This window comes from Sporosarcina sp. Marseille-Q4063 (genome assembly GCF_018309085.1).
GTDB lineage: Bacteria > Bacillota > Bacilli > Bacillales_A > Planococcaceae > Sporosarcina.
Genome location: NZ_CP070502.1, coordinates 213,333 through 230,539, shown reverse-complemented (window position 1 = coordinate 230,539; position 17,207 = coordinate 213,333). Strand labels below are relative to the sequence as shown.

The 17,207-nt window shown below is 40.5% G+C and carries 18 protein-coding genes; 4 read left to right on the top strand and 14 right to left on the bottom strand.

The genetic code is table 11. The features are described 5' to 3' along the window. Positions 1-2: 2 nt before the first annotated feature. Genes JSQ81_RS01185 through JSQ81_RS01175 form a run of 3 tightly spaced genes read right to left on the bottom strand, consistent with a single transcriptional unit; the run spans position 3 to position 2,046 of the window. Complete coding sequence (locus JSQ81_RS01185; RefSeq protein ID WP_212605935.1) at positions 3-416, bottom strand: Fur family transcriptional regulator; 414 nt, start codon at positions 414-416, stop codon at positions 3-5. Beyond that, a complete protein-coding gene (locus tag JSQ81_RS01180) occupies positions 413-1,279 on the bottom strand; it encodes a metal ABC transporter permease (RefSeq protein ID WP_212605934.1) in 867 nt (288 codons plus the stop codon). The genes JSQ81_RS01185 and JSQ81_RS01180 overlap by 4 nt, the downstream gene beginning before the upstream one ends. After that, entirely contained in the window at positions 1,276-2,046 is a 771-nt protein-coding gene (locus JSQ81_RS01175) for a metal ABC transporter ATP-binding protein (RefSeq protein WP_212605933.1), read from the bottom strand. The genes JSQ81_RS01180 and JSQ81_RS01175 overlap by 4 nt, the downstream gene beginning before the upstream one ends. A gap of 98 nt (positions 2,047-2,144) precedes the next feature. Between JSQ81_RS01175 and JSQ81_RS01170 the strand changes: the two genes are divergently transcribed. Beyond that, complete coding sequence (locus JSQ81_RS01170; protein ID WP_212605932.1) at positions 2,145-2,393, top strand: hypothetical protein; 249 nt, start codon at positions 2,145-2,147, stop codon at positions 2,391-2,393. Positions 2,394-2,454: 61 nt separating this feature from the next. Here the strand turns inward: JSQ81_RS01170 and JSQ81_RS01165 are convergent, their stop codons facing one another. Together JSQ81_RS01165 and JSQ81_RS01160 are read right to left on the bottom strand one after the other, a co-directional pair. Next, entirely contained in the window at positions 2,455-3,360 is a 906-nt protein-coding gene (locus JSQ81_RS01165) for a deoxyribonuclease IV (RefSeq protein ID WP_212605931.1), read from the bottom strand. After that, positions 3,357-4,652: a DEAD/DEAH box helicase gene (locus JSQ81_RS01160; protein ID WP_212605930.1), complete on the bottom strand. Its 1,296-nt coding sequence runs from the start codon at positions 4,650-4,652 to the stop codon at positions 3,357-3,359. Before JSQ81_RS01160 ends, JSQ81_RS01165 begins: the two co-directional genes overlap by 4 nt. Positions 4,653-4,768: 116 nt before the next feature. On the opposite strand from JSQ81_RS01160, the gene vrrA reads away from it, so the two are divergent. Both vrrA and JSQ81_RS01150 read left to right on the top strand, forming a co-directional pair. Continuing rightward, positions 4,769-5,245 (top strand): VrrA/YqfQ family protein, encoded by a 477-nt coding sequence (gene vrrA / locus JSQ81_RS01155; protein WP_212605929.1) that lies wholly within the window; start codon positions 4,769-4,771, stop codon positions 5,243-5,245. A 65-nt stretch (positions 5,246-5,310) separates the two neighbouring features. Continuing rightward, positions 5,311-6,282: a 4-hydroxy-3-methylbut-2-enyl diphosphate reductase gene (locus JSQ81_RS01150; protein ID WP_212605928.1), complete on the top strand. Its 972-nt coding sequence runs from the start codon at positions 5,311-5,313 to the stop codon at positions 6,280-6,282. A 39-nt stretch (positions 6,283-6,321) separates the two neighbouring features. Here the strand turns inward: JSQ81_RS01150 and JSQ81_RS01145 are convergent, their stop codons facing one another. The 8 genes from JSQ81_RS01145 to JSQ81_RS01110 all read right to left on the bottom strand — a co-directional run bounded on the left by JSQ81_RS01145 (position 6,322) and on the right by JSQ81_RS01110 (position 14,651). Continuing rightward, entirely contained in the window at positions 6,322-7,440 is a 1,119-nt protein-coding gene (locus JSQ81_RS01145; RefSeq protein ID WP_212605927.1) for a Nif3-like dinuclear metal center hexameric protein, read from the bottom strand. After that, a complete protein-coding gene (locus JSQ81_RS01140; RefSeq protein ID WP_212605926.1) occupies positions 7,437-8,135 on the bottom strand; it encodes a tRNA (adenine(22)-N(1))-methyltransferase in 699 nt (232 codons plus the stop codon). The genes JSQ81_RS01145 and JSQ81_RS01140 overlap by 4 nt, the downstream gene beginning before the upstream one ends. A 93-nt stretch (positions 8,136-8,228) precedes the next feature. Continuing rightward, positions 8,229-8,603, bottom strand: coding sequence for a c-type cytochrome (locus tag JSQ81_RS01135; protein WP_212605925.1), 375 nt, complete (start codon positions 8,601-8,603; stop codon positions 8,229-8,231). A 137-nt stretch (positions 8,604-8,740) separates the two neighbouring features. Then, the gene (locus JSQ81_RS01130; RefSeq protein WP_212605924.1) at positions 8,741-9,883 is read right to left on the bottom strand and encodes an acyl-CoA dehydrogenase family protein; all 1,143 of its coding nucleotides are present in this window, start codon (positions 9,881-9,883) and stop codon (positions 8,741-8,743) included. A 129-nt stretch (positions 9,884-10,012) separates the two neighbouring features. Further along, the gene (rpoD, locus tag JSQ81_RS01125; protein ID WP_212605923.1) at positions 10,013-11,146 is read right to left on the bottom strand and encodes an RNA polymerase sigma factor RpoD; all 1,134 of its coding nucleotides are present in this window, start codon (positions 11,144-11,146) and stop codon (positions 10,013-10,015) included. Between the two features lie 33 nt (positions 11,147-11,179). Further along, positions 11,180-13,003, bottom strand: coding sequence for a DNA primase (gene dnaG, locus JSQ81_RS01120; RefSeq protein ID WP_212605922.1), 1,824 nt, complete (start codon positions 13,001-13,003; stop codon positions 11,180-11,182). Between the two features lie 192 nt (positions 13,004-13,195). Beyond that, complete coding sequence (locus JSQ81_RS01115; RefSeq protein ID WP_212605921.1) at positions 13,196-14,011, bottom strand: pyruvate, water dikinase regulatory protein; 816 nt, start codon at positions 14,009-14,011, stop codon at positions 13,196-13,198. Positions 14,012-14,021: 10 nt separating this feature from the next. Next, on the bottom strand, positions 14,022-14,651 hold the full coding sequence (locus JSQ81_RS01110) for a transcriptional regulator CcpN (protein WP_212605920.1): 630 nt from the start codon (positions 14,649-14,651) through the stop codon (positions 14,022-14,024). A gap of 354 nt (positions 14,652-15,005) precedes the next feature. On the opposite strand from JSQ81_RS01110, the gene JSQ81_RS01105 reads away from it, so the two are divergent. Further along, positions 15,006-16,376, top strand: coding sequence for a glycine--tRNA ligase (locus JSQ81_RS01105; RefSeq protein WP_212605919.1), 1,371 nt, complete (start codon positions 15,006-15,008; stop codon positions 16,374-16,376). Between the two features lie 32 nt (positions 16,377-16,408). Here the strand turns inward: JSQ81_RS01105 and recO are convergent, their stop codons facing one another. Continuing rightward, positions 16,409-17,188, bottom strand: a complete 780-nt coding sequence (recO, locus tag JSQ81_RS01100) for a DNA repair protein RecO (protein WP_212605918.1) — start codon at positions 17,186-17,188, stop codon at positions 16,409-16,411. Positions 17,189-17,207 lie beyond the last annotated feature (19 nt).

Here is a 17,207-nt window from a genome sequence, read left to right as displayed (position 1 = left end):
TTTCATGCAACACATAACGGGCATTTACCATATATTTCAAATTTATGCCCTTTAATTTCATAGTTCGGCAAGTTTATAGCGATTAAATCCATCGGGCAATCTGGAATGTTTTGTGTTTTACCGCATGTTGTACAAATGAAATGATGATGATGAACACCCGCATCACAGTGCATTCGAAAATGTCTTTCACCCGACAGTTCAGTTTCCTCTAGAATTCCTAATTCAGTAAATGTCGTTAAATTTCGGTATATCGTATCAAAACTTATGCCTGGATTTTCGGATTCCATGAAATCTTTTATCGTTCCAGCCGTTAAATAGCGATCATTTTCCAAAAACAAATCTAGCAGTACTTCTCTATTTTTGGTTCGCTTCAATTGATTTTCTCCAAGAATACGCCATGCTTCATCAATCGTCATACAAGCTCCCCCTCAACATTAACAGTTTTCCGATCACCACGGACTTTTTTCCAAGCCAAGACAATTAACAACAATAGAATCGATGTGACAACAATTGTTCCGCCGGGTGCGATATCCAAATGATAGGCAGAAAACAGGCCTATAATTACTGCAATCTCCCCGAAAATGATGGAATAAATCATAGCCCCTTTAAAACTTTTGGCGATTTGCATGGCTGCTGCAACAGGAACAGTCATCAATGATGAAACGAGCAATATGCCTACAATTCGCATCGATGCACCGATAACGAGCGCTGTAATTATCATAAAAAACATTTGAATAAAACGAGCATTAATGCCCGACACTTTCGAGTATTCCGGGTCAAATGAAAGCACGAAAAGTTCCTTATATAAAAATCGAATGTACCCGATAACGATAATAGCAATCACGATAACAATGAGTAAATCCTGTCGGCTGACAGCTGAAACCGAGCCAAATAAATAACCGATTAAATCAGAGCCAAACCCTTTAGAAAGAGAAATAAATATTGCGCCAAACCCAATCCCAGCTGACAATATCACTGGAATAGCCAATTCTTCATAATGCTCATACATACCTCTTAACTTTTCGATTAAGAGAGATCCGCCGACCGCAGAGCCGATTCCAAGATACACGGGATTAAGTCCGGAGAAAAACAAAACTTGTTGACTCAAAAACAGACTTCCCGCAATTCCCGCAAGCGCTACATGGCTTAAGGCGTCAGCGATTAAAGCAAGACGTCGAACAACAATAAAAAGTCCGAGAAGAGGCGCGATAACACCGATAATTATTCCGGATAAAAACGCATTTTGTAAAAATTCATAAGTAAGAAGTGCATTAATCATGATTCCGTCTCCTCTGTATGCTGATGGACACGTCTAACTGGATGACCATACCATTTTGATATATCTTCATCTTCCATTTTCTTGAAGTCTGATTGCATACCATGGAAGTGAATCGTACGGTTTAAACAAGCGACATGCGTTGCTAAATCTGTAACTAAATCGATTTCATGCGTGACTAGCAAAATAGCAATACCATGTTCACGATTCAATTTATTTAGCATAGAATAAAACGATTTCACATTTTGTTGATCTATGCCTACAGTTGGTTCGTCCATCACTAACAGTTTTGGATCACCCACAAGTGCCCGCGCAATAAATACGCGCTGCTGCTGACCACCGGATAATTCTCCGATATTTTGTTTTGCATACTCTTCCATACCAACTACGCTTAGTGCATGAATTGCTTTTTTTTCATCTCTGTTAGCAAAACTTTTAAATAAGCCTGTTTTTCTTGTCAGGCCGCTTCTAACAACTTCCATAACAGTTGCAGGGAACCCAGAGTTAAATGAATTTGATTTTTGAGAAACGTAGCCAATTAGTTCCCGGTGTTGAAAACGCTCCACATCTTGTTCGAATAACAATACTGAACCGCGATTCGGTTTCAAAAGTCCAAGAATAATATTGATAAGTGTTGATTTTCCCGACCCGTTTGGCCCGATAAGCGCCCAGAACTCCCCTTCTTTTACAGTTAAGTCTATATTTTCAAGGACAGTTGTTTGCTCATAACTAAAATAAACATCGTCCAAATCAATAAGTATATTTTTCATAGGGTGGTTCCTTTCTTCCTAATAGGAATGATTACGATTTGTTAATTATAATACAAGGTAACTCGGGATACAACCTTTAAAGAAAGAAGGATGAGTTAATGGACTATGTTCAATTATTAAATGAGTTAAAAATGAGCAGTGATTATGATGTAAAAGCTTTTGCAAGCTCGTATGGAATTGATTTAACAACTTCAGAAATAAGAGCACTACGTCCTTTATTAGATGAAGTTTCATTTCACTGGATATTCACTGGGATACCTGAAGTCTTCATAAAGAAAGTTAGAATTGCAATTGGCGATCGTAAAGCCGAACAATTACTGAAAATGTATTTCGATGCAAAACGATGATACACGCAATTAGGCAATGAAAAGCCCGTCAACAACGACTAGTCTGTTGACGGGTTATCTTTTATACTTTTAGAAGTTCAATTTTATCTGGCTGGAACATATTCGACTTAAGCATTTCAATTTCAAATTTATAAGGGGCAACCTTTTTCTTTGGATCGGCTCCAACAAAAGGTGTCTCCAAAATTTTTGGAATGCTTTGGAATTCGGGGTGATGGACAATAAAGTTTAATGCTTCGAATCCAATATGACCGAAGCCCAAGTTTTCATGTCGATCCTTCATTGCACCACGTTCATTTTTGCTATCGTTCACATGAATAACAGAGATTCGATCTTTGCCCACGATATGATCGAATTCATCGAGAACGCCTTTGAAGTCATTTACAATATCATAACCAGCGTCATGAACGTGACAAGTATCAAAGCATACAGACAAACGCTCATTATGGGTCACGCCGTCGATAATTCTGGCTATTTCATCAAAATTGCGACCAATTTCTGTTCCTTTACCGGCCATGGTTTCTAGCGCGATACGAACTGGGTAATCTTGAGATAGCACTTCATTTAATCCTTCGATTATTTTTGCAGTTCCAGCTTCAACGCCGGCACCGACATGAGCACCCGGATGAAGAACGATTTGATTCACTCCCAGTGCAGCTGTTCGTTCAATTTCCTTTTGCAAAAAGTCAACACCTAATTGAAAGGTAGCCGGCTTTGTAGTGTTTGCAATATTTATAATGTACGGAGCATGAACAACAATGTCTGAAATGCCATTGGCCTTCATATGTTTCAAGCCTTCCTCGATATTTAGCTCCTCGATTGGCTTTCTGCGCGTGTTTTGCGGTGCTCCTGTGTAAATCATGAATGTTGTTGCACCATAATTAAGTGCATCCTCACTTGAACCGAGTAACATTTTCTTCCCGCTCATTGAAACGTGAGATCCAAGTAATAAAGGTTTTATAACTGTCATTTTTTACGCTTAATTCTCCTTTCACGTTTCTTTATGTTTTCAATTTGTTGGGCCATTTTTTTCTTATAGCCCGGTTTGACTTTTTTAGGTTTACGAACAAAAGCAATGGCTTTCCGATCAATATCGTCTAATTGCTTCGTTCTCTTTTTTCTTGCGTGTCTTTCCTTAATTTCAACCCATTCACCTTTTTTCACTTCTTCGTGAACAAACGGAATTCCCATTGCTTCTATTCGGATGATTTTATCCTCTTCGGATGGATCATATAAGGTGATTGCAGTTCCTTCAAGTCCTGCTCGTGCTGTGCGTCCGACACGGTGAATGAAGAATTCTAATTCATCGGGTAATTCGTAGTTAATAACGTGGCTGACACCAGGAATATCAATGCCCCGAGCAGCAAGATCGGTCGCAACAATATATTCGAATTCCAAGTCGCGGATTCTTTTCATCATACGTGTTCTTTCACGCGGTGATAGATCACCATGAATCTTCCCGACTTTGATTCCGGATTCTGCCATGAAGTCTGCCAATGCATCTGCATTTTTCCGGGTATTTGTAAAGATGATTGCCAAGTATGGCGTGATCCCTTCAAGTACTTGCAACAATTTCTTCTCGCGTTGCATTCCCCGAACTGGAACAAGTGAATAACGCATACCTTCTGTTAAAGATTTACGCTTTCCAATCTTCACATGCGCAGGCGATTCCATATACTTATTTAGAAATGGTTTTAAGTTTTCTGGAATTGTCGCGGAAAATACATACATTTCTAGATCTGACGGCATTTTTGAAGCGAACTTATCAATATCTTCAACAAAGCCCATATCAAAGGCCAAGTCCGCTTCATCAATAACAAGAATCTTAGCCGTGTGGATTAATAACGCACCATTTTCGACCATATAATTAATTCTTCCAGGTGTTCCAACCACTATATGTGGATTGGATTTCAATCGGCTAGCTGATCGATCCTTATCGGTTCCACCAATAAGAAGCGACGACCGAATGGCAGTTTCCTTAGTTAGTTTTGCAAGTTCATCAAATAACTGAGTAGCTAACTCTCGTGTCGGTGCTACAACAACTGCTTGTACATCATCTGTAGAACTATCGGTTCTTTCAGCAATTGGAATAAGGAAACTGTGGGATTTCCCTGTTCCAGTGTGCGCTTGACCAATTGCTGAAGTACCGCGAAGGATTAATGGAATAATTTCCTTCTGAATGGGTGTTGGACTTTCAAAGCCGAGTTCCCGAATCGCTTCTCGGAGAAACGGCTGAAATTGATAATCTGTGAATTTCGACATAAAAAATCTGCCTCCTAACTTATCTACATTGTACCATGATTCCGTGCCGTCGTATGTCCTTTTCGCATACGATACAATATGAAAGTTTATTTTGATTAAAGGAAAGGAGTTTAAAATTGAGATACGAATCTTTTTATCCATTCTCTCGAAACCAACCGCCACCTCAAAGACCGCAGGGGTTTGGCATGCGCCCATTTCCTGGACCGGGGCAGCCGCCCGGACAACCAAATCAGTTCGGAAGACCGAACAATCCGTTCGTTAATCCTAGACAAGGTTCTCAGGGATTTCCTTCCGGGCAAGGACCTTCAAAAATAGACGGTTATATGCAAACAGCTAATCGGTTAATAAATACTGCCCAACAGTATGCGCCTGTTGTTCAGCAGTTTGCGCCAATGATGCGCAATTTACCTGCAATGTGGAAATTATATAAAGGTTTTCAATCGATTCCGTCCGCTGGAGAAGGTACTGGGGCTTCAACTGCCGGCGGTGCCGCGAGTGGCGCGTCTAGAGCAGCACCGAGAGCCGCAGAAGCTTTTACCCCGCCAAGCGGCCCGCGTCCTTCTATACCAAGAATCTTTCAACCAGACCGATAAACTTTGAACATGCGAGTTGACTCCGTTATAATAGATTACAGAATCCTATTAGAGGAGTGAATTGGATGAAAGTGTTGAAGATTACCCCTAGAGGCTATTGCTACGGGGTTGTCGATGCAATGATCATTGCACGAAACGCGGCACTCGACAAAACATTACCAAGACCCATTTATATATTGGGCATGATAGTACACAATAAACACGTAACAGAAGCATTTGAACAAGATGGCATTATCACGTTAGATGGAAAAGATCGTTTGGAAATCCTGGAAAAAGCAGATAAAGGCACAGTTATTTTCACTGCTCACGGTGTTTCTCCAGAAGTTCGAGAGCTTACTAGAAAAAAAGGACTTGTATCCATAGATGCTACTTGTCCGGATGTTACAGTGACACATGATTTAATTGAAGAAAAGGCAGCAGAAGGATTTGACATTGTATACATCGGTAAGCGCCATCACCCAGAACCTGAAGGAGCCATCGGTGTAGCACCAAAACAAGTTCACCTCATTGAGACACTTGATGATGTTGATAAACTAAACGTTCACAATGAAAAACTGCTTGTCACAAATCAAACGACAATGAGTCAATGGGATGTTGCTCATCTGATGGAAGCTTTAAAAGTTAAATATCCGCATATAGAAGCTGTACAAGAAATATGTCTTGCTACACAAGTAAGGCAAGAAGCTGTTGCGGAACAAGCTGGAGAAGCTGACCTGCTCATAGTAGTGGGCGATCCATTGAGTAATAACTCGAACCGACTTACGCAAGTGTCCGTCGAAATTGCCAATACGCCTTCTTATCGAGTTTCTGACGTATCAGAGATTGAGATTGATTGGTTAAAAGGCATTAACACTGTTGCGGTTACAGCCGGTGCCTCTACCCCAACGATTGTTGTTCGTGAGGTCATCGCATTTCTCGAGAAATTTGACCCTGAAGATTCAACGACTCATCATCCAGAAAAGAAGTTTTTGTTAGAAAAAATTCTACCAAGAATTAAAAACCCGACACCAGTCGAACGTATCGAACCATATGCTTAATAGCAACCGGTCCCTTTCTCGCAAAGGACCGGTTTTTGTTTACCTGAATTGAAATGGTTCTGTCTTAATTTCTGATTTGATGAATGAAACCGCAAATTTTTCTTCCGAACAAGCAGCTGTCATATAATCTACAACACCTTCAATCATCACTTTTTCAATATTATGTCCTGGGTCCACAATCGATAGACCTAACGCTTCTGCATCATGGGCGACATGATAATAAAGATCGCCGGTAACATAAACATCCGCACCACTTCTTTTGGCATCGTGTATATACTTATTGCCATCTCCGCCCAATACGGCTACCTTTTTAATAACTTTAGAAGGATTTCCAACAAAACGGACTACAGGGACATTGAAAGCTTTTTTTACACGGTCAACAAATTGTCCAAGCCTGACTTGTTCATCCAATTCTCCAACCCGTCCAAGTCCCAGATTATTCGTTTGCTGATCCAGCTGAAATATATCATAAGCGGGTTCTTCATAAGGATGAGCTTTAAGCATTGAGCGAAGCACCTTATCACGCAATTTCTCTGGTACAATCGCTTCGATTTTCACTTCATCTACCTCTTCCTCTAGCCCAACTTCTCCTATATATGGATTCGCTTGGCCAACCGGCGTAAATCGTCCAGTTCCACTCGTCGTAAAACTGCATCCTTCATATTCGCCAATCGCACCCGCTCCGCTTGATGCCATTGCTTTTCGTATTTCTTCAGCATGCGTAGCTGGACTAAATACTACAAATTTATACAAGGCTTCAGAATACGTTGGTGACAAGACCTTTGTTTCTTTTAGGCCTAGCCGCGCCGCAAGTAAATCATTTACCCCGCCTGGTGCAACATCAAGATTTGTATGGGCAGCATAAACTGAAATATCATTTTTAATACACTTTTCAATGACTTTCCCCTGCGGCGTATCTGTTGCAATGTTTTTTAAAGGTCGAAATATAGGCGGGTGATGCGCAATAATAAGATTTGCTCCAACTTCAATTGCTTCATCAATAACTGCTTCGTTTACGTCTAGTGTCACAAGCACTTTTTCAACCGTGCGATTCAATTGGCCGATATGTAAACCGACCGGATCGCCTTCAAGCGCATACCGTTTCGGAGACCACTTTTCAAATAGCTCGATGACTTCATGACCATTCACTGTTTTCATTTTTCCAACACCTTTCCAAGACTTTCTATATTGCCGGACAATTGTTCTTTTTTATTAACCAACTCTGGGGTTTCAACCGCTTTTTCAAGTGAGCTTAACACTTGAGTCCATTGACTGATTTCATTTTCCCATTTTTCCCGGAAAATACTGTTCTTCTCGGCAAGCAAAAACGGACCTACTAATAGTTCAAGATCATCGTAGGAAATAACTCCTTTTTCAAGCACAAGAATTTCATAGATTTTTCCATCCTCTTTCAGAATTTGTTCATTCACTAGTTCCCAGTTGTTCGAAACAGCCCATTCCCGAATCGCTTTTGCATGAAGATTCGGTTGAACAATCAAACGTTTCACATGTTGGAGGCGCTTTTTTCCTTGTTCCAAAATTGTAGCGATTAACGATCCACCCATCCCCGCGATTGTTACGGTATCAATGCCGTCGTTTTCTTCAATAGCAAAAAGACCGTCCGCCAACCTGACTGTTATTTTGTCACTTACCCCGTGTCGAAAAACAGAATTTCTTGCTGTCTCATAAGGACCGACTACAACTTCACCTGCGACAGCTTTTTGTATGATCCCTTTTTGAACTAAATAGGTTGGTAAATAGGCATGGTCACTACCAATATCAGCAACGATAGCTCCTTGTGTTATGTGAGAGGCAACTGCTAGTAGCCTTTCCGATAATTTAATGGTTGTCAACAATATCAGCTCCTTCCTGGAGTTCTCGAAAGAGAAAAAGCCTCTGCCAACAGAATAGGTTCTGCAGACAGATGGCTCTTTCAATTTCATTAATTATTCAAGTGATAAAATATAATCTGCCATTTCATCAAGGTGTTCTGCTGGTACTAGGTCACCCGGCATTGCAGTGCCCGGAACCCCATTTTGGATGATATCTACGAGCTCTTCTTTAGATAAATCAGTTCCAACTAAACCAGGAGCAGCTCCGCCCATTCCACCAGTTAAATCCCCACCATGACAGCTAACACATTGACCAATCGCGACTTCAGGATCGAAATCCGCCACGTCCGCTTCAGCTTCTTCAGTAGTATCTCCTTCAGCTTCTTTAGCGATTTCTTCTTTTTGCTCAATTCCATAAAGAGACATAAAGAAAATAAGACCAATTCCAAGTGAGAAAATCAGGAGAAAAGGAATAATAGGATTTTTCATTGAATTACCCTCCTTCTTCAAAATCTATTCTGTGATGATAACAATACACAACTAATATTGTACTGTATCACTTGGAAAACTGAAAGTAATTTACCGCATTTCCTTCTCTCTTTGTGACAATTTCGACATAAACGGTCTTATTCGCAGCCAATCAGCCTAGCAATAACCATTCGTTGAACTTCAGATGTGCCTTCACCTATTTCCAGGAGCTTGGCATCGCGCATATATCTTTCCACTTCATATTCTTTCATATAGCCATATCCGCCGTGTATTTGTATCGCCTCGGACGCATTTTCCATCGCAATTTCAGACGCATACAATTTACACATCGCTGCTTCTTTAGAAAATGGACGACCTTGATCTTTTAACCAAGCCGCTTTATAAACCATAGTTCGGGCGAGTTCGATTTTCAGCGCCATGTCGGCTAGTTTGAATTGCGTGATTTGGAACTGGGATAGCGTTTTTCCGAACTGCTTTCGTTCTTTAGAGTATTGCAACGCACGGTCATATGCCGCCTGGGCTATGCCGACAGCCATTGCGCCTATCCCGATACGTCCGCCGTCCAACGTGACTAGGAACTGCTTAAAACCATTGCCACGAGCCCCTAGCAGGTTTTCTTTCGGCACACGAACATTATCTAAGATGAGTTCAGTTGTATTTGAAGCATTGAGGCCCATTTTTTCATAATTGTCGATTATTGTAAATCCTTCTGCATCAGTCGGTACTATGATTGCACTTATTTCTTTTTCTCCATTATTCATGCCAGTAATCGCAGTAAGTGCAAGATTTTTTGCATAGCTCGCATTTGTGATAAACACTTTTGAACCATTTATGATAAAATCATCACCATCTTCTACAGCAGTCGTTTGCGTCCCCCCCGCATCCGAACCGGCATTCGATTCTGTTAACCCAAACGCCCCAAATGATTCTCCCGTACAAATAGGTGTTAAATACTCTTCCTTTTGTTCCTCGGTGCCAAATAAATGAATTGGGGCTCCACCAAGTGAAATATGTGCGGAATATGTAATCCCGGTCGATGCGCATGCACGACTCAGTTCTTCCGTCACAATCGCAAAACTTGTTGTATCTGCCCCTCCACCGCCGTACTTCTCAGAAAATGGCAACCCCATTAAGCCCATTTCCGAAAGTTTTTTAAACACTTCAACAGGAAAAGCTTTTGTTCGGTCACGATCGATTGCCCCAGGTGCCACTTCCTCAACCGCGAATGCACGAATCATCTTCTTAATCATCTGTTGTTCTTCTGTCAAATCAAAGTTCAAGATATCCATCCCCTTTTCGTAAACGCTTACATCTATGATTATACCGAATAGGAAGATAGAATCTCAACTTATTCATTAAATTTTCCAATAAAAAAAGCATCGGCAAGGTTTAACCGATGCTTGTTAATCTTATTCAAGAAAATCTTTTAGACGTTTACTTCTCGAAGGATGTCTTAATTTGCGAAGTGCTTTCGCTTCAATTTGACGAATTCGTTCACGGGTTACACCAAATACTCGTCCGACCTCTTCAAGTGTTCTAGTTCTACCGTCGTCTAGACCAAAACGTAAACGAAGTACATTTTCTTCTCTGTCGGTTAATGTATCAAGTACATCTTCCAATTGTTCTTTTAATAATTCATATGCCGCGTGATCTGAAGGTGATTGAGCTTCAGAGTCTTCGATGAAATCGCCTAAATGAGAATCATCTTCTTCACCAATTGGCGTTTCAAGCGATACAGGTTCTTGGGAAATCTTTAAAATTTCACGTACTCTGTCCGCAGTTAGTTCCATTTCTTCTCCAATTTCCTCTGGTGAAGGTTCACGGCCTAAGTCTTGCAACAATTGTCTTTGAACGCGAATTAATTTGTTGATTGTCTCAACCATATGAACCGGAATACGAATTGTTCGGGCTTGGTCGGCAATTGCACGGGTGATTGCTTGACGGATCCACCATGTTGCGTACGTACTGAATTTAAATCCTTTTGTATGGTCAAATTTCTCTACAGCTTTAATCAAGCCCATATTTCCTTCTTGGATAAGGTCAAGGAATAACATTCCACGTCCGACGTATCGTTTTGCAATACTTACAACTAATCGTAGGTTCGCCTCTGCAAGTTCTTTACTTGCAGATTCGTCACCCTCGATTATGCGTTTTGCAAGTGCGACTTCTTCGTCGCCAGTAAGTAAGTCTACACGACCAATTTCTTTTAAATACATTCGAACAGGATCATTAATTTTCACGCCTGGCGGGACGCTGAGATCGTTTAAATCAAGCTTAGAGTCATCCACTACTTCTTTAGTCGTCGTTTTTTCGGCCTCTTCTTCTTCATCTTCCGATTTTCGATCCATATCAATGCCTTGCGCTTCCAGTAAATCAAGGAATTCCTCAAATTGCTCTGGTTCTATCTCATATGGAGATAGTTTTTCCGTAACCTCATCAAGCGTTATTTCACCAGTTTTCTTTCCTGCTTCTAATAATTGTGCTTTAACTTCTTTAATTGTAAGTTCTTCTTTCATTCCTGCAGATAATTCTTTTTTAGTCATCTTACCCGTTCCTCCTCCTAACACCGGATGTGGCTATTTAGCCGATAATGATTTCCGGAGCTGTATAATATCCCTGGCCAGCTCCAGCGCCCGGGTATGATCATTTTTCTTTTCAGCTTCTTTAGATTCATGTAATTTCTTTTGAATTGTTAACCCAATTCGATATTTCTCCAAATGTTTAACGCAGTCTTCAATTTCTTGTTCAGTATGTTCAGGATCACGTTCAGTCATCGCGGCTTCAAGGACAATTTTCCTTAAGTTGCGATCTTCTAGCGACTCCGCAAACCTATGAAAATCAGGCATTCCATGTTCTTCATAAAATCCGGCAAGACGAACGAATATTGCTGAATAATCATCGCCAATAAAAACGTCTCTTCTCTCGTTTTGAAAGCGGTCAAACAGGGATCCATCATTTAATAAATGGTATAATAATAATCGCTCTGCTCGCTGGGTCCCCGTTTTGTTTCGTTTTGGTACATTTTTTTCAGTAATATTACCGCCGCTTGCGAAATCTACAGGCTCTGCTTTCGCCTGCCTTGCCCGATTTCCTGCCATTTTCATGAATTGTTGTGTTATCGCTTCAACCGAAATATTTGTTTCGGTTGAAAGTTGTCGAATGTACATATCCCTCTCTACTGGAGATACGCGTTTTGCCAATTCCTCGAGAACCTCGTGTATAAATTGCAAAACATCATTTTCATAAGAGAAGTTCTTAGAACGTTTAGCATATGCCATGATGAATGACATATACGAATGTGGATTTCCGATAATTTGATCACGAAAGGCTTGTCCGCCGAATTCCATAATATAATCATCAGGATCCATATTTGTAGGTAATAATGCGATTTGCACATCAAACCCATTACGTGAAATCATGCCGGAAAATCTTTTAGCAGCTTCCCATCCAGCATCATCCCCGTCGCAGCATATGATTACTTCTTTTGCAACTCGCTTCATTTTAATGAGATGCGCATCTGATAAAGCTGTTCCCATAAGTGCCACGCTGTTTTTAATATCTGCGCGATCAGCCGAAATCGTATCCATAAAACCTTCAAACAGTATTACTTTACCCGTTTTTCGTACATTAAGACGTGCATTATGCAAATTGTATAACATTTTGTTTTTCTCGAAGATAGGTGTTTCTGGACTATTTAGGTATTTTGCTACTTCCTTTCCATCCACTAATGTCCGACCTGAAAATGCAATCACGTTACCATTATCGTCATGAAGTGGGAACATAATACGTCCGCGGAACCTATCAAAGAAACCAGTGCCATCATCCTTCATTATACAAAGGCCTGCTTTTTCCATTTCCATCATATTAAAACCTTTACGTTGGAGTAATGTAGATAGCGCGTCAAATTCATCAAGGGACCATCCGATTCCATATTTTTCGATATCGAGTCTCGTAAATCCTCTATTTTCTAGATATTCTAGCGCTTTTTCCCCTTCTACTGTATTTAAGAGTAGATGACTGTAAAAATTCGCGGCTAGGGAATGTGCTTCAACCATATGTTTAAATTCATCACGCGGTTTGGATTCATTAGACGCATGACTTAATGCGGGGTCGATTTCTATTCCTGTACGTTCTGCAAGTTTAATAACCGCATCTGTAAATTGTCGATTTTCGATATCCATAACAAATGTAATTGCATTGCCGCTTGCTCCGCATCCAAAGCAATGAAAAAGTTGTTTGTCTTCAGAAACTGAAAATGAAGGTGTGTTTTCCCCATGAAAAGGACAAAGCCCAAACCAGTTTTTGCCCCTTTTCGTCAGTTGTACATGTTCTCCAATAAGATCCACTATATCGGTTTTCGTACGAACCGCTTCAATTATCTCCTCTGATATTCTTGTCATGATATCACCATCTTCTACTCTGTATACTATATTTCGAGAAAATCTTTGAATATCCTTCTTTATTCGACAGATTTCTTAATAATACTCCGAAACTATTATTCTACACTATTTCGCACGACTTATCATTAATCAACTAAAGATAAATAGTGTCCCTAAAAGAAGAACCTGTCCATAACGGAAGGTTCTTCTTAATTATTCACTTCGATTTGTTAGTTCACCAATAATTACATTTGCTGTCTCTTCAACAGCTTTGGTCGTGACGTCAACCACAGTACATCCTATCTTATCCGTTATTTCCCTGAAATGCTTGATTTCTGCTTGGATTCTTTCAAGTTTGGCATAATTAGCATCATCACGCAAGCCTAGTGCGATAAGCCGTTCTTTTCTAATCGTATTTAATTTTTCCGGTGAAATAATAAGTGCAAAACATTTTTTAGGATCAATCATAAATAATTCTTCTGGTGGATCGACTTCAGGAACAAGCGGCACATTAGCCACCCGATACCGTTGGTGTGCCAGGTATTGCGATAATGGTGTTTTAGAAGTTCTTGAGACACCTATTAATACAATATCCGCCTTTAATATGCCACGTGGATCTCGTCCATCATCGTATTTAACGGCAAACTCGATCGCCTCGATTTTTTTGAAGTAATCATCATCTAGTTTTCTCACTAATCCTGGTTCTTCCCTTGGTTTCTCGTCAAGTTGAAGGCTGAGCTGGTCAACGACAGGACCAAGTAAATCAATGCACTTTATGCCTTTGTTTTGACATTCAACTTTTATTCTTTTGCGCATACAACTTTTAACAAGCGTATAAACAATTACTGCATCTTGTTCACGTGCTAAATAAGCAATTTCTTCTAACTGTGTTTCATCTTCAATATGCGAAAAACGCTTTAATACAACTGAATCTAGTCCTCTTCCAAACTGGCTTGCTGCGGCTTTCGCAACGAGTTCAGCCGTTTCTCCGACGGAGTCAGAGACGATGAACATTGTAAGTTTCTTCATACAATCACCCTCATAATTCATGGTCATCCGCAAGCGATAGGAATGCTGCGGTAATATTTGTTTTTGTAATTCGGCCAACAACTTCAAGACCCGTTCCTTTGTCTATTATGACTGGAAGTGAATCAATCTGTTTATCTATCATTTTTCCAGCTGCCGTGAGTAATGTATCGGCCTTTTTGCAATAAGTTATGTTCGGCATTCTGGTCATGATTATATGAACTGGCACTTTATCGATTTCATTGTTCCCCAGGCATGATCTTAGTAAATCTTTCCTGGATAGGATTCCGGTAAGATAGGAAGACTTATCGACAACAAACAATGTGCCGACATCTTCTAGAAACATTTGACAAATTGCATCATAAACGGATAATTCCTCAGTGACAACAACCGGTCTTGATTGAAAATCTCCGACTTTCATTGCATTAATGCTATCGTTAAGAGACTTAACCGGTTTCTTTCCCGAGAAGAAATACCCTACTCTCGGTCTTGCATCAAGATAACCTGCCATCGTCAGGATTGCAAGGTCAGGACGGATTGTTGCTCTCACTAGATTTAATCGCACGGCTATCTGCTCGCCGGTAATTGGACCATTTTCTTTAACAATTTCAAGAATGTCGGTCTGACGCTTATTAAGTTCCATGGGTCACCGCCTTACGTGTATAATTCATAAATATCAAATAATCATTAATATGTAATCTACTCGCTTATTATATACGAAGACGGCCACTATTGCGAAGAAATCGGAATCATGATACACTAATTAGTGAACTAAATAAGCGTTGAGAGGTATTAAAGTAATGTCTACTACAAAGCGAGTTGGGATAGTGAGAGCCAACAAAGACATGAAAAGGCAACCTTGAGCTATGTACTTTCCAAGAGGGCTGATGGGTTTTTTCAGCCAAACGGGGTGGAACCGCGGGTCATTATGCACTCGTCCCCGGACTTTATGTCCGGGGATGAGTGCTTATTTTTATTTGAAAGGAATGTTGGTACTATGGAGAAAGTAGTTAATTTAGCAAAAACAAGAGGATTCATTTTTCCTGGATCCGAGATTTATGGAGGACTAGCAAATACTTGGGATTATGGTCCTCTCGGAATAGAACTGAAAAACAATATTAAAAAAGCATGGTGGCAGAAGTTTGTTCAAGAATCTCCACATAACGTGGGTCTTGACGCAGCTATACTGATGAACCCGAAAGTATGGGAAGCATCTGGACACACAGGAAACTTCAATGATCCAATGATTGACTGTAAAAAATGCAAAACCCGTCACCGAGTAGATAAACTAATTGAAGATGCACTCGATGCAAAAGGAATGGAGATCGTTGTTGACGGTCTGTCATTTGATAAAATGAATGAATTGATTGTAGAACATGATGTAGTATGCCCATCTTGCGGCGCTATGGATTACACTGAAATACGACAGTTTAATTTAATGTTCAAAACTTCTCAAGGTGTTACGGACTCATCAGCAAACGAGATATTTTTACGTCCGGAAACAGCGCAAGGAATTTTTGTAAACTTTAAAAACGTTCAGCGTTCAATGAGAAAGAGAATGCCTTTCGGAATCGCGCAAATCGGAAAAAGTTTCCGTAATGAAATAACTCCAGGAAACTTCACATTCCGTACGCGCGAATTCGAACAAATGGAATTGGAATTCTTCTGTAAACCAGGCGAGGATAACGAATGGTACGAATACTGGCGCGATTTCTCAAAAAACTGGTTACTAAGCTTAGGCTTGACTGAATCCAATATACGTTTACGTGAACATACTGAAGATGAGCTATCCCATTATTCAAAAGGCACGGTCGATATTGAATATAAATTCCCATTCGGCTGGGGCGAACTTTGGGGTATTGCTAACCGAACAGACTTTGATCTTAAACGTCATATGGAATTTTCAGGTGAAGACTTCCATTACCAAGATCCGGTTACGAATGAAAAATTTGTGCCATACTGCATCGAGCCTTCACTTGGCGCCGACCGGGTAACGTTAGCTTACCTGACTGACGCTTATAAAGAGGAAGATCTTGACGGTGATGACAAGCGTACAGTTCTTCAATTCCACCCGGCAATCGCGCCTGTCAAAGCATGCGTTCTGCCTTTATCTAAAAAGCTTTCGGAAAGTGCGGAGAAAGTTTATGCCGACCTACGTAAACATTTCGTCGTACAGTACGATGAGTCGCAGTCGATTGGTAGAAGATATCGCAGACAAGATGAAATCGGTACCCCGTTCTGTATCACGTATGATTTTGACTCGGAAGAAGATCATCAAGTTACAGTGAGACATCGTGATTCAATGGAGCAAATCCGCATGCCGATTGACGAGGTAAAGGATTATATTAAAAAACATTTAGAATTTTAATTTAAAAACAAAAACCCTGTGAGAGAAGTTTTTCAACTTCCTTCACGGGGTTCTTTTTTTGGTAATAATTCGGGTGTAGATTCGAGTTGATCGATAAAAGATCTTGTCTTAAACCAAATTCCGAGTTGTTCATCATAAACTGTTTGAATAATTTTTTTCATAAACGTTTTCGTTTCTTTTTTCAACGTTAAATTTCCCACACGGTTGATTGGCACCGTATAAAATGTACGAATTAGCTTCAACTGATTCGGCGTTATGCGAACCAAATACGGATCCACGGAAAAACAGCGGTGGCAAAGAAAACCAATCTCTTTAAAAGAAAATCCGAATTCACCTTCAGTCGCACGGCAATTGACGCACTCATGAAGCACGGGGTGTATACCGCCAACGGGCAACATCTTCCATTCGACAAACAATGATATTGCCTCTGGATCATACCCCTCATTCATTGCATGCAGCGCTTCATACAACAATTCATAGACGCCTAGGACACGTTCATTTTCATCCGTCATCTTATCGACAATTTCAACGACATAGCTGGCATACGCAGTCACTTCTAAATCTTGGAGAATATGACGCATGGATTCAATTTGTTCGCCCTGAGAAAGCGTTCCCATCCCTCGTCCTTTCCGGATAAGATAGGACCCGTGAGTGAATGGTTGAGTAACGGCAGCAAGTTTACTTCTAGGTTTTTTTGCACCGCGGGCCATTGCCGTCACTTTGCCGGCTTCCTTTGAAAACAAAGTGACGATTTTGTTGGACTCGCCGTAAGGGATTGATCGTAGTACGATGCCTTCCCATTTATTTAGCAAGTGACCCACCCCTTTTTAG